This window comes from Lysinibacillus sp. RS10, assembly GCF_041956855.1.
GTDB classification, from domain to species: domain Bacteria; phylum Bacillota; class Bacilli; order Bacillales_A; family Planococcaceae; genus Lysinibacillus; species Lysinibacillus xylanilyticus_A.
In genome coordinates this window covers 4,620,153-4,632,189 of record NZ_CP167122.1, presented here as the reverse complement: position 1 = coordinate 4,632,189, position 12,037 = coordinate 4,620,153, and the positions used below count along the sequence as shown (strand labels likewise).

Below are 12,037 nucleotides of genomic sequence, written 5' to 3'. Positions count from 1 at the left end.
GTCCATGTATCCACAGCAAGTTCATAGTTATTTACAACAATTTTTCACTGAAAATGATTGCTATATTGTAGGGGAAGACCACCATTATCTTACAGTACAATTAACGGTTGATATTGATAAAAGAATAATGAATCGACCATTTTATTGGCAATACGTAGAAGCTACAAATAGCGAGCCAAATCCAGCCCAAGTAACATTCATTACAGATCGAACAGCATCAGCTGGCAGTCTTTATGGCGAAGTTATTCATTTCGGTTCTCCAAGAATGAACCAGCTTTTTCAAGCAACAAGGGAGCTAGGAGCTTATGTTCAAATGTATGAGAAGGTCGACACCGCAATAGGGCAGGTTATACTAACACCGTGGTTAGGGGTGAATTATAAAGTATCCTATTGTTGCGACCGAACGAAAGAAATGCTTTATTCCTTTGGTATCAATCTATTAACAGGAATCATTAAAGAGGATTTTCACGAAACCTTATATGCAACCGAGCTAGATACTGTTCCGGCAGAGCATGTTTTTCATGTGCAATATATTATTAAGCCTATTCGGGGACTTCAAAGATTAGATGCAGCCATTGAAGCAATCATTGCACAGGATGACCATTCGTGGGCTACTGAAGCAAAAAAGAGATGGCAACGTGATCAACGCGTACTAGATTACTTTTATGAAGATGTCGATGACAAACCAGAATGTTATAACATTGAAAAGAAGGCATTAGAGGAACAATATGATGCAAAAATTAAAATAGAAATTATTAATGGTGGATTATTTTATCTTTATTAAACGAGGAGCTGTCCTAAAAGTTGGGACAGCTCCTTGCAATTTTAATCTTCTTCGAGAAGGCTTTGTAGTTGTGCCAATTTATTATCCCAAAATAAATCAAAGTACTGTAGCCAATCTTCAATTTCTTTTAGTTTTTCAGCATGTAATGTATATATTTTTTCTCGTCCTTTTTTCTGGGCAGAGACTAGTTCAGCCTGTTCAAGAACTTTTAAATGCTTCACGACAGCAGTTCGGCTTATAGAAAAATTCTCAGAAATAAGTGAGATGGGCTGATCACTTTCGGCAAGCAGCTGTAGGACATGACGTCTTGTAGGATCAGCGATTGCTTGAAAAACATCATATTTTACAGCAAGCTGTGTCATTGTGATTCCACTACCGCTTTTAATTTTTGACCGACAATCATTGTCCAGCCGCCATCCATTTTTGTACGAACAGCTTCCGTAGGTACGTTAGCTTTTGGAATAATATGTGATGCTTCTTTCCAACCACCATGTGTTAACGTAAATTCTGTTTGCTCCCCAATTTCTTTCAATTCAAAAGTGACAAACCATCCATCTGTATCCCATGCAAAACGAACAAAATGTGGAGCTTCTATTTGTTCTACTCGACATGGTGAAGGGCCAAATGGTGATTGTAGTGTAAATTCATGACCTTCAATTGGTTTAAAATCATTTGGCATAAACCAAGAAGCAATCTTTTCAGCATCCGTTACGGTTTCCCATACTTTCTCAATCGGTGCTTTAAAGGTAATTGTTTTAACGATATTCTCTAGTTTTTCAGTCATTTAAAATGAACTCCTTTTTGAAAGTATAACCTTAAGGTGTTATGAATATATAACACCTTAGGGTTATATGTCAATTATAAATACCTGGATAAATTTTCTTTCGCGTCTTTTTGTAAACCTATACATATGGTAATATTATTTTTATAATTTTCTGACTAAAAAGGAGGGTTAACATGGTGAACATATCTGTTTTTTTAGTAATGTGTATTTTGTTAATTATTTTACCTGGTCCAGATACGGCCATCGCAACCAAAAATACACTTACGGTAAGCAGAAAAGGGGGGTTACAGACTTTAATTGGTTCATGCTGTGGATTACTAATTCATACTTTTGCGGCGGTTATTGGGCTCTCAGCGATTATTGTAAAGTCAGCATATGTGTTTGCCATTTTAAAATACGTCGGAGCGGTCTATTTATGTTATTTAGGTGTTAAAACACTATGGGCATTACGAGCAATACGCACGCAACCTCCTGTTGTGCAAGACGAGACCCAAATTGATCACAAATACTCGCATCAATCATGCTTTAAGCAAGGCTTATTAACGAATGTTACAAACCCAAAGGTTGCTGTATTTTTTCTAACATTTTTACCGCAGTTTGTAGATGGCACGAGCGGTACATTTATGCCGTTTCTTATAATGGGGCTTATATACACCGTGTTAACAGGGTTTTGGTTTGTATTCTATGTTTACTTATTGGATAAAATTAGTGCATTTATGAAAAAGCCAACTACGAAGGCTGTTATTGAAGGATTGACAGGAGCAGTACTAATTGGCTTTGGCATTAAGCTAGCATTAGAAAAAGCCCACTAAAATTTTATTAAAAGTCAAGAGTTAAAGTAATTCACTTGTTACATCAGTATCCTTTATGAAATGTGCAACATTATTAAGAGTTATTTTTAAGCTGAACTAATTTTTTTTTAGTTCAGCTTTTATTTGTGATTAAAGATATTTTTAGGAATATTTGTTAAATGAAAGTGTAGTATAATTGATATGTAAAATTATACCTTATTAAACTAACAGGGCAGCAGGTTAGTTTAATAAGGTGTTTGTTTTATCATTAAACAATAAAGATAGATGATCAAAGAAAAGAAGTCATACAATTTAATATTAGTTTCGATGAACCGCAGCCTAAGATAAGAAAAAGCCATTCCCTCCACAAACGGAGAGAATGACTTTCCTTCATAAATTGCAAAACTACTGATTATAGTTTTGCCCAACGTTCCTCTAACCAGTTCATAAATTGTACACCTTTGTCGCCTTCATACGCATCAAAGACATCTAAACGCATACGTTTTAGTTTATCCGCAAAGTCTGCCACTGTATGGTCCTTAGGCAAGCTCTTTTTCACCCGCAGGAAAATTTTGTCTGTGCCTTTGATAATATCAAAACGTGCAGGTGATGGCTTCTCTACGTCCTCACCAAACGCCGCGAGTGCTTCATAGGCTGCTAATTGCACCTTGTTGACAGTGTCATGCTGCATACGATTTTTTAATAAATCTATGATTTTGTCATGTTGATAAGCCGATAACATTTCGACTGCGTCTAAACGCTCTCGCCAGCTAGACGTATAATTGGCCTGTTTTTTTAATGTTTCATACTGCTCAGGTAATGCTGTTTCAAACTGTTTCAAGTAATTGCACCTCTTTTTTTAACTAGAGGAAAAATGAATTCTTCTTCTGCTTCTCTTATTATACGTTGTCTGGGTGAAAATAGCGATGAATCGCTGGTAAGGATATATATATGGAAACTAACTACATTAAGGTGAACCGTATTATAAGTATGTACTATTCTTTATTAGATTTGCTTTTCTTATTAAACTACCGGGCTGCTTTAGTTGAAGATCATTTAGTTGCATAGGCAGCTCTTTTTTTCTTTATTGAACTAACGTAAGCAGAATAGTTGAATAGATTAAGTGTTTAAACCCTTTACGCAGTCATATATTCAATGTAAAAAAGGAAGTGTCCATAATGAAAAAGGGTAAAATCACTTTAATCGGAACAGTTGTAATTTTATTCGTTGTAACCTTTCTATTTATCAATAATTCCTCAACAAAAGGAGAGATATCTGAACACCCCCTTTCAAAAAGCACTGAAATAAAAGTTGACAATGAAAAGAAATTAAAAGAAGCAGAGGAAATTCAAACCCAACTTTATCAAGAAGTTGGCTTTTTTGAATATGTAAGCAACAAATTAACAGAGAAAGGCTATGTTTTTCGTATGTTGCTTGTAGTTAATTCAAAAGATGATATTAGGGTGAAATATATCTTAGCAAATAAAGAAGCTACAGAATCAGTACAAGACGAGGTAAAATCAATTTTCTATGGGGCAGTTGAAAGTAACAATCTAGATCCCAACTCATTTTATCTTAAAGTAAGTGATAATAATGATGGACCAGATTGGTAATAAAGTTCTTTCACTAAAGGAGTGCTTTACTTAAAGATTATTTAGTTGCATAGGCAGCTCTTTTTTTCTTATTGAACTATAGGGCTAGATTGTTTAAGAGAGCAGAGGGGTGAGAAAGCTTTGGTTCATAAAATCGTTTATCCAGTACTGATATTCATTGTTTTCGTATTATTAGCCATTGTTATCTACTTGAATCATCGAAATGCCACAAATGACTTTTATCATTTAAGATTATCGGGAGAAAGTCCCTATTGGGAGTTAGATGGTTATCAAGTAGATCTGACTTCAGGGATTCTAAATTCGGGAAATGGTAAGCTTCGTTTTAAAACAAGAGAAAATGATTACACTACTAATTATTTTGTCTTTGAAATGAACGCCGTTATAAACAAGAAAGATATAACCCTGCAAAGTAAAGCAGTCTCAGGACCTGAAGATTTTAAAAACGAGATTGATACTGGAGCTATCGCAGGACCACCACCAATAACGAAAGACGGAAAGTCCATAACGTTTAAAGATATAGATAAAATATATGCGGTGATTCATTGGGAAGGACAAGACGATGGAATAGCACACAAAGAAATTATAGATTTGTATGAGCTAGACAACAAAAACTAAGCAATAATTCGCGATTGTTTAATAAGCGTCGCTATTCTTATTAAACTAACGAAGCAGGTTAGTGGAAGAAATAGCAAGTGGGTTTAACTAGGAGAAGTGTCGATGACATTAAAGAAGACACCGAGGTGTCTTATGTTTTTTTAATTAAGAATATTGATAAAGTGGAATTTAATTACTTAACATTATACTTATTTTCGGAGCGAGGCATCTTATCGGTGAGTATATACCAAGTAATGCTTGCTGTTAATAATGTTGACGAAATCAAAGCTGTAAGAACACTATATGTTTGCCAAATAAGTATCGTTGACCAATCGAAGGCAAAAAACATTATACACTGGGCAATCGTAGCGATTAGGAAAATAATTGTTACGATTGTTCTCTTTTTTGTAATTGGCTGCTGCTCATTCGTTTTCCTTTTTCTTAATCCTAAGAGAAATAACAGAACGGCCAATAGGCAAAGAATAATTGTGGTAGACGACAAAATGATGTCCAAAAGCTGTGTGCCGCTTATCTCATATGACTGAGTTAGATTGCCGTCTAATATATCTTTAACTTTTAGTACCAGGTTTATATTGGTATTTGCGCCGTTGCTCAGTAAGCAGATGGCTGTTCGTTCATTTGGCAGTATGGCTACTTCGGTTCTAAAATTCGGATTACCCCCAGTGTGTTCTATAAACGTTTGTTCGGCGTTTACCGACCAACCTGCCGCATAATACATATCGTTGACAGCCGAAACAGACATATCACCCCTATGTGATTTTTCGATAACCCTGTGAAATATTTCGGGTATGTCCTGCACGATACCCATCTGTATGCCCATCCAACGCGCCATATCTTTTGTATTAGAAATGATATAGCCAGCAGGTTTATTCCCAGCATAATCCGGAGCGTTAAATGGAGTTGTTATGAAAAAGGAAGAACGGTAGCCCTGTGCTAACTGTCCAGTGGCTTGAGCATCTTCTTTATAAACATACGTCTGGTGAAGACCTAAGGGTAGAAATACCTGTTCCCTCATAAAGTCTTCATAGCTTTGTCGTGATACAATCTCAATAACCAAACCCAATACGTCATAATTAACGGTTCCATAGTTATATTGTTCACCGGGAGAGAACGCCAATTCAGCATCTACCAGCGTTTCCACAGTCTTTTGCAACATATCAGGCGTATTGCCTTGTGGAATAGTTTGAGTATGTCTAATATTTGTTAAGCCGCTGGTATGGTGAAGGAAGTTATTTAGTGTAAGGCTTTGCATATCAACAGGTTTACCTTGATACTTTAACGTAAACCAAGGTAAATATTTTTGGATAGGGTCAGTCATTGATAGCAGCCCTTGCTCTTCCAATAGCAGAATCCCCATACCAGTAAAAGCTTTACTCACCGAGGCCAACTCATAGAGTGTATTTTCACTTGCAGACAACCCCTTTTCAAGATCTGCATACCCAGAAGAAAAGTAGAACACTTCATCATTAGCAAGTATTGAGATTGACATTCCAGGCACACCTGATGTACGAGAGGCATCATCTAGCAACGCTTGTATTGCCACAGATTTCGAATCTGACAACGCATAACTTTGTGTTGCGAATCCCGAGAATAATATAAGTATCGTTAATACAAAAACAATAGTCTTTTTCATAAACTCTCCTTTTTGAAGAATTATAAGAGTATAAAAAACTTATTTTTATAACTATAAACTAAATTCTAATTTATATTTCTACTTAACTATATAATATCAAGTAATTGTGAAGAGTTACACTTAAACTAACGGGGGCTTTACTTCAAGAAGGAGTGAAGCTTTTTTCTTATTGAACTAACGACTTAGTTTGGTTGAACAAGGACTATCCAAAATTTATAGGTTTAATAAATGAGATACAAAAATAAGTACCAAATGTATTTTAAATAATCATATTGTAGGGGGAGAATTTCTTGTCTAATCCATTTCATCATTTAGCAAGGGGAATCTTTATAAAAGATAATAAAGTTTTACTTGCACAAGCCACTGGACATCCAAATACATTTTTACCTGGTGGCCACATTGAATTTGGCGAAAGTGCAAAAGATGCACTGATAAGAGAGATTGATGAGGAATTAGGAATAACATGTACAGTGGTTAGTTTACTTGGGTTAGTAGAACATAAGTGGGAGAAAAAGGGCGTATTACATTGCGAGATAAATCAAGTGTTTGAGGTTACAAACGAAGAATTAACAACAGGTCTTAACCCAGAATCAAGGGAATCGCATCTTAAATTTTTTTGGTGTAATGCAGATGACTTGGATACCATAAACTTACAACCTTATCCATTTAGGAATCTGATAAAAAATTATCTAAACGGAAATAAGGATGTTTGGTGGGAGAGTACTTTAAACTCTGAAATTGATGATACAAACAGAAATTAGAAATTTCTTATTCAACTCCCATGAAAGAACTTAGTCATCTTTCATCTTCTGTGATGTAGCGCTGGTTTTTGCGCTACATGGATGGCTAACGGGGTGCTTTAGTTTAACAAAAAAAGTTAAGGTAGCCTTGTTAAAACCTATGCCATTTATCTTCATTCAAAGTGCACATAAAAACTTCACGGAAACGTATGTATGGCATTCCGTGAAGCTTAAATACTCGATATTTAGATGAAGAGGAAGCCAATACTAATAATAATTCCGCTAAAGAATAAAATGAATAAACAGAAGCCCATAATATCCCTAGCCTTTAAACCGGCGATTGCAAGGGCTGGCAGTGCCCAGAATGGTTGAATCATATTTGTCCAAGCATCTCCCCAAGCGATAGCCATAGCTGTTTTAGCATAGTCGGCACCTAGAGTTGTAGCAGCATCTAGCATAATAGGAGCCTGCACTGCCCATTGTCCACCGCCTGACGGAATAAAGAAGTTAACAAGTCCGGCTGAGAAAAAAGTGAATAAATAGAAGGTATGTTCATTGGAAATACTAACGAACCATTCTGAAAATACAGCAGCTAAACCAGAAGCGGTCATCATGCCCATAATCCCTGCATAAAACGGAAATTGAAAAACAATGCCCGTTGTTGTTTTAATAGCATCTTGTGCGGCTGCAAGGAAACGCTGCGGAGTCCCGTGGAATATGATACCTAACACAATAAAAATTGTATTTACAACATTTAAATCAAGAACAAAGCCCTTCGTAATAAAATGATAGATTAAATAAGTAAGTCCGATCATACCAATTAAAATCGTTAAAATATAACTGCGCTCAGAGCGACTGGCAAAATTGTTTTCAGGCTTAGGTAACTCTGTTTTTTCTTCCACTAATAAAGCAGGGTTAACCACAACCGTATCTTCTTCCTTTGGCATCATCCAACGATTAAATAAAGGTAAAGTGAAGAGTATCACTATGACTATAAATAAGTTATAAGTTGAAAAAATTGTAACATTGGTTGGTACGACGCCCATGATGTCAGCAAACTTATGACCTTCAGTCGCAATGGATAACGGAATTGAGCCAGCTAATCCACCATGCCAAATAACCATGCCTGAATAGGCACTGGCGATTAATAAGCGATAATCTACCTTCTTTACATGCCGAGCAATTTCCTTTGCAAAGAGGGCACCAATTACAAGTCCGAATCCCCAGTTAATCCAGCAAGCTATTAGTGATACGAATGTAATAACAATAATAGCCATGCTTGGTGATTTTATTTTACTTGCACCGGCTGATAATCCTTTTTTAAAGACAGGACTATTCGCTAAAATGTGGCCTGCAGCTAAGACAATTACCATTTGCATTGTAAATTCTAATAAACTCCAAAAGCTACCTCCCCAATATGTCACCATGTCGAGTGGAGAAGAATCTGTTAATGTAACTCCTAATAATAATACTAATACTGTGAGTATAGTGACAAAGATGTATGGATCAGGTAAATATTTTTCCATGATAGCATTTGAAATTCTTGTTAACGTTTTCATATTAGACATCCCCTTTCCTTTTCGATCATTCTTTATTGCTAATTGTACCTAGAGAAATGAATAAATAAAGATAAAAATAGAATTAAGAACAATAATCGGAACTTAGAGTAGAAAAAGTCCGTGGTTGTTGTTCGCGGTTATTGCGTAATTAAATATTATTGGCATCAAGGAGAAAATAGTACTGCTATTGTATTTGTCTCTAGAAGAAGGATTAATAGAAAACGAGAAGAATTTATTACTAAATATGGATTTTGGAATAATTTTTATAACAAATTAGAATAAATGGAGGTGTCTATATGGAGCTACGAGATTTAAAAGCATTTATGACTGTTGTTGAATATGGGAGTTTTACAAAGGCAGCTAGTGAATCCTTTGTGTCACAGCCTTCATTAAGTAAAAGCATTAAAAAGTTGGAGGATACTCTTCATGTGGAGCTATTAAACCGAACTACACGCAATGTAGAATTAACAGACGCAGGTAGTATTGTTTATAAACAAGGACAAAAAATAATGCGGTCTGTACATGATTTACATATTTTACTGGACGATTTATTGAACATTAAAACAGGTTCTATTAAATTGGGGATTCCACCGTTAATTGGCACACTATTCTTTCCTGAAATTGCTCGAAAGTTTCATAAGCAATATCCAGAGGTACATTTAGAGCTCGTGGAACGTGGGGCTAAAACAATCGGAACATTAGTAGAAAATGGCGATGTGGATATGGGGATTGTTGTTATACCTACAGATGAAAGGAAATTTTCTGTTCAATCATTTGTAGAAGATCAATTTTGTGTCTTTATTAATGAGTCCCATCCATTAGCACAGCAAGAACATATTTTATTACAAGATTTAAAAAATGAAACATTCATTATCTTTACAGAGGAATTCACACTACATGATTATGTCATTAAATCATGTAAAAGCGTAGGGTTTACACCAATAATCGGCTATAAAAGCTCGCAATGGGATTTAATAGTGGAGCTAGTATCCTCGAATTTAGGCGTGACACTTTTACCGTATTCAATTGCCGCAAAGCAGACCAATAAAAATGTGAAAATTATTCCATTATATAATTTCGACATGCCATGGCGATTAGGCGTTATTACGAAAAAGAATACATATCAATCATTTGCATTAAAGCAATTACTGAATACAATTCGTACAGAAGAAGGGAGCGAAAATTAATTTATGCCCTTTTGGAATAAATAGTATTCTAATTAATTCCTTTACTTGTAAAATGATTCTGAGGTAGAATTTTTCTTAATAAACGAGCTATTTAAGGGGGTTTCGATATGGGGAATGGGAAAGTGTGGAATTCGTTTGAGGAAGCGGTTGCAGATATTAAAGATGGGAATACGTTAGCGGTAGGAGGCTTCGGGCTATGTGGTATTCCTGAAAAATCAATTGCAGCACTAGTCCAAAAAGGAACAAAGGATTTAACAGTTGTCAGCAATAACTGTGGTGTGGATGATTGGGGCTTAGGGCTTTTATTAGCAAATAAACAAATTAAAAAAATGATTGCATCCTATGTAGGTGAAAATAAAATTTTTGAGCAGCAGTTTTTAAGTGGGGAGCTGGAGGTAGAATTAACACCACAAGGTACTTTGGCGGAGCGTATGCGAGCTGGCGGGGCTGGTATTCCTGGCTTTTACACGGCTACTGGGGTTGGAACGCCGATTGCTGAGGGGAAAGAAGTAAAGGTTTTTGAAGGCAAGGAATATATTTTAGAAAAAGGAATTGTCGCAGATTTTGCACTTGTTAAAGCATGGAAGGCAGACAAGCTAGGTAATTTAGTTTTCAGAAAAACATCACGTAACTTTAATCCACTAGCTGCAATGGCGGGGAAAATTACAATTGCAGAGGTGGAGGAAATTGTTGAAGCAGGAGAGCTAGATCCAGATCATATCCATACGCCAGGAGTGTTCGTGCAACGCGTTTTACTAGGCGAAAATTATGAGAAGCGTATTGAACGTTTGACGGTGAGAAAGGGGGAGGCATGATGGTTGATACAAGACAAAGAATAGTAAATAGAGCGGTAAAAGAAATACAAAACGGCATGAACGTCAATTTAGGTATTGGCATCCCAACGCTAGTTGCTAATGCAATTCCGACTGATTATGACGTCCTTCTACAATCGGAAAACGGGCTTCTTGGCATTGGTCCATACCCTGCAGAGGAAGCAGTCGATCCTGATTTAATTAATGCGGGCAAAGAAACGGTAACGGCTGTTCCAGGTGCTTCATTCTTTGACAGTGCCGAATCGTTTGCCATGATCCGCGGAGGCCATATCGATCTTGCTATTTTAGGTGGTATGGAAGTATCTGAAACGGGTGACCTTGCGAACTGGATGATTCCAGGGAAAATGGTGAAAGGTATGGGGGGCGCCATGGACCTTGTAGTTGGTGCCAAAAGAGTTATCGTCGTAATGGAGCATGTCAATAAAAACGGTGAGTCAAAAATTAAAAAGCAATGCGAGCTACCATTAACAGGGAAAGGCGTTGTGCATCGATTAATTACAGACCTAGCTGTTTTCGACTTTACTGAGCAAGGTATGCAGCTAATAGAATTAGCAGAGGGTGTTACTTTAGAAGAAGTAAAAGAGAAGACAGCTGCTTCATTTAGTGTAGCTTTGAAGGAATAAATAGGTATAACCAGTTCTTTTTCTAGGAGCTGGTTATTTTAATGTTGTTAGGAGTGTCAATCAATGGATATACGCGAAATTAAGAACGATATCATGAAGCAGATTGAAATGAGGTCTGCTAAAGAGAGACCTTTCATTGTCGCCATTGATGGATTAGGGGGCGCAGGTAAGTCTACTATTGCTAACAGGCTTACAGAGGAGCTTAAAACTAGTTGTGCTGTAGAACTGATCCATTTAGATAATCATATCGTAGAAAGAAGCAAACGTTATAATACTGGGTACGACGAATGGTATGAGTATTATTATTTACAATGGGATATCAACTTTATTAAACATAATATCTTTTTACAATTACATAATAATAATTTAGAGCTCCAACTTCCATTTTATGACCAATTAGCAGACGCAAGTTGTGATAAAAAAATGACATTAGTAGCTAACGCTATACTTATTGTTGAGGGAATCTTTCTTTTCCGCAGTGAGTGGAGAGGTTTTTATGATTATCGTTTATATATAGAATGCCCTAGAACTGTTAGAGAGGAACGGGTATTACAGCGAGATGTGTATATTGGAGATTTTCAAGCACGACTAGATAAGTATAAAAGGAGATATTGGCCGGCTGAGGAGTATTATTTAGAAAAAGAAAATCCACTAGTAGCTGCAGATAGAATTTGTGATTTTTTAAGGTAAAATTGGCACTTCGCGGATATTCGCGTGGCTTGCGCGGATATTTGTCTCTAATTCGCGGATATTTCAACCAATATCGCGGATATTTTGCTGGTCTCCGCGGATATTTAAGTAATTCTGTCAAAGAGTAGCATTTTTTCAGACCAATGGCTGTTCTCTAGCTTTAGTTTTCAATTATACAATTGATA

14 protein-coding genes are annotated in these 12,037 nt (G+C 36.3%); 9 read left to right on the top strand and 5 right to left on the bottom strand.

Annotated elements, in window-relative coordinates:
• Nucleotides 1-4 precede the first annotated feature (4 nt).
• Nucleotides 5-784 (top strand): YqhG family protein, encoded by a 780-nt coding sequence (locus ACB089_RS23170; protein WP_374964107.1) that lies wholly within the window; start codon nt 5-7, stop codon nt 782-784.
• A 41-nt stretch (nt 785-825) separates the two neighbouring features.
• On the opposite strand, the gene ACB089_RS23165 is transcribed toward ACB089_RS23170, so the two are convergent.
• Nucleotides 826-1,146: an ArsR/SmtB family transcription factor gene (locus ACB089_RS23165; RefSeq protein ID WP_368638459.1), complete on the bottom strand. Its 321-nt coding sequence runs from the start codon at nt 1,144-1,146 to the stop codon at nt 826-828.
• Nucleotides 1,143-1,568 (bottom strand): SRPBCC domain-containing protein, encoded by a 426-nt coding sequence (locus ACB089_RS23160; protein ID WP_374964106.1) that lies wholly within the window; start codon nt 1,566-1,568, stop codon nt 1,143-1,145. The genes ACB089_RS23165 and ACB089_RS23160 overlap by 4 nt, the downstream gene beginning before the upstream one ends.
• A gap of 173 nt (nt 1,569-1,741) precedes the next feature.
• On the opposite strand from ACB089_RS23160, the gene ACB089_RS23155 reads away from it, so the two are divergent.
• The gene (locus ACB089_RS23155) at nt 1,742-2,380 is read left to right on the top strand and encodes a LysE family translocator (protein ID WP_374964105.1); all 639 of its coding nucleotides are present in this window, start codon (nt 1,742-1,744) and stop codon (nt 2,378-2,380) included.
• A gap of 391 nt (nt 2,381-2,771) precedes the next feature.
• Here ACB089_RS23155 and ACB089_RS23150 read toward each other — a convergent pair whose 3' ends face one another.
• A complete protein-coding gene (locus tag ACB089_RS23150) occupies nt 2,772-3,200 on the bottom strand; it encodes a HEAT repeat domain-containing protein (RefSeq protein WP_053481745.1) in 429 nt (142 codons plus the stop codon).
• A gap of 337 nt (nt 3,201-3,537) precedes the next feature.
• Between ACB089_RS23150 and ACB089_RS23145 the strand changes: the two genes are divergently transcribed.
• The gene (locus tag ACB089_RS23145; protein WP_374964104.1) at nt 3,538-3,972 is read left to right on the top strand and encodes a hypothetical protein; all 435 of its coding nucleotides are present in this window, start codon (nt 3,538-3,540) and stop codon (nt 3,970-3,972) included.
• Between the two features lie 120 nt (nt 3,973-4,092).
• Nucleotides 4,093-4,587 carry a hypothetical protein gene (locus ACB089_RS23140; protein ID WP_374964103.1) on the top strand — a complete coding sequence of 165 codons (495 nt, stop codon included), beginning with the start codon at nt 4,093-4,095 and terminating at the stop codon, nt 4,585-4,587.
• A gap of 172 nt (nt 4,588-4,759) precedes the next feature.
• Here the strand turns inward: ACB089_RS23140 and ACB089_RS23135 are convergent, their stop codons facing one another.
• Nucleotides 4,760-6,220 carry a serine hydrolase domain-containing protein gene (locus ACB089_RS23135; RefSeq protein WP_374964102.1) on the bottom strand — a complete coding sequence of 487 codons (1,461 nt, stop codon included), beginning with the start codon at nt 6,218-6,220 and terminating at the stop codon, nt 4,760-4,762.
• A gap of 290 nt (nt 6,221-6,510) precedes the next feature.
• Between ACB089_RS23135 and ACB089_RS23130 the strand changes: the two genes are divergently transcribed.
• The gene (locus tag ACB089_RS23130; RefSeq protein ID WP_374964101.1) at nt 6,511-6,981 is read left to right on the top strand and encodes an NUDIX domain-containing protein; all 471 of its coding nucleotides are present in this window, start codon (nt 6,511-6,513) and stop codon (nt 6,979-6,981) included.
• 224 nt (nt 6,982-7,205) lie between these two features.
• Here ACB089_RS23130 and ACB089_RS23125 read toward each other — a convergent pair whose 3' ends face one another.
• Nucleotides 7,206-8,519, bottom strand: coding sequence for a short-chain fatty acid transporter (locus tag ACB089_RS23125; RefSeq protein ID WP_374964100.1), 1,314 nt, complete (start codon nt 8,517-8,519; stop codon nt 7,206-7,208).
• 296 nt (nt 8,520-8,815) lie between these two features.
• On the opposite strand from ACB089_RS23125, the gene ACB089_RS23120 reads away from it, so the two are divergent.
• The 4 genes from ACB089_RS23120 (at nt 8,816) to ACB089_RS23105 (ending at nt 11,852) form a co-directional block, all read left to right on the top strand.
• On the top strand, nt 8,816-9,706 hold the full coding sequence (locus tag ACB089_RS23120; protein WP_368638509.1) for a LysR family transcriptional regulator: 891 nt from the start codon (nt 8,816-8,818) through the stop codon (nt 9,704-9,706).
• 107 nt (nt 9,707-9,813) lie between these two features.
• Nucleotides 9,814-10,521, top strand: a complete 708-nt coding sequence (locus ACB089_RS23115; protein ID WP_374964099.1) for a CoA transferase subunit A — start codon at nt 9,814-9,816, stop codon at nt 10,519-10,521.
• A complete protein-coding gene (locus ACB089_RS23110; protein ID WP_374967620.1) occupies nt 10,521-11,162 on the top strand; it encodes a 3-oxoacid CoA-transferase subunit B in 642 nt (213 codons plus the stop codon). Before ACB089_RS23115 ends, ACB089_RS23110 begins: the two co-directional genes overlap by 1 nt.
• Nucleotides 11,163-11,225: 63 nt before the next feature.
• On the top strand, nt 11,226-11,852 hold the full coding sequence (locus ACB089_RS23105) for a kinase (RefSeq protein ID WP_374964098.1): 627 nt from the start codon (nt 11,226-11,228) through the stop codon (nt 11,850-11,852).
• Nucleotides 11,853-12,037: the final 185 nt, after the last annotated feature.

Coding starts and splice junctions, on each gene's coding strand:
- ACB089_RS23125 (WP_374964100.1), bottom strand. CDS start 8,519: ATGAAAACGTTAACAAGAATTTCAAATGCTATCATGGAAAAATATTTA.
- ACB089_RS23145 (WP_374964104.1), top strand. CDS start 3,538: ATGAAAAAGGGTAAAATCACTTTAATCGGAACAGTTGTAATTTTATTC.
- ACB089_RS23170 (WP_374964107.1), top strand. CDS start 5: ATGTATCCACAGCAAGTTCATAGTTATTTACAACAATTTTTCACTGAA.
- ACB089_RS23105 (WP_374964098.1), top strand. CDS start 11,226: ATGGATATACGCGAAATTAAGAACGATATCATGAAGCAGATTGAAATG.
- ACB089_RS23160 (WP_374964106.1), bottom strand. CDS start 1,568: ATGACTGAAAAACTAGAGAATATCGTTAAAACAATTACCTTTAAAGCA.
- ACB089_RS23115 (WP_374964099.1), top strand. CDS start 9,814: ATGGGGAATGGGAAAGTGTGGAATTCGTTTGAGGAAGCGGTTGCAGAT.
- ACB089_RS23120 (WP_368638509.1), top strand. CDS start 8,816: ATGGAGCTACGAGATTTAAAAGCATTTATGACTGTTGTTGAATATGGG.
- ACB089_RS23110 (WP_374967620.1), top strand. CDS start 10,521: ATGGTTGATACAAGACAAAGAATAGTAAATAGAGCGGTAAAAGAAATA.
- ACB089_RS23155 (WP_374964105.1), top strand. CDS start 1,742: ATGGTGAACATATCTGTTTTTTTAGTAATGTGTATTTTGTTAATTATT.
- ACB089_RS23165 (WP_368638459.1), bottom strand. CDS start 1,146: ATGACACAGCTTGCTGTAAAATATGATGTTTTTCAAGCAATCGCTGAT.
- ACB089_RS23135 (WP_374964102.1), bottom strand. CDS start 6,220: ATGAAAAAGACTATTGTTTTTGTATTAACGATACTTATATTATTCTCG.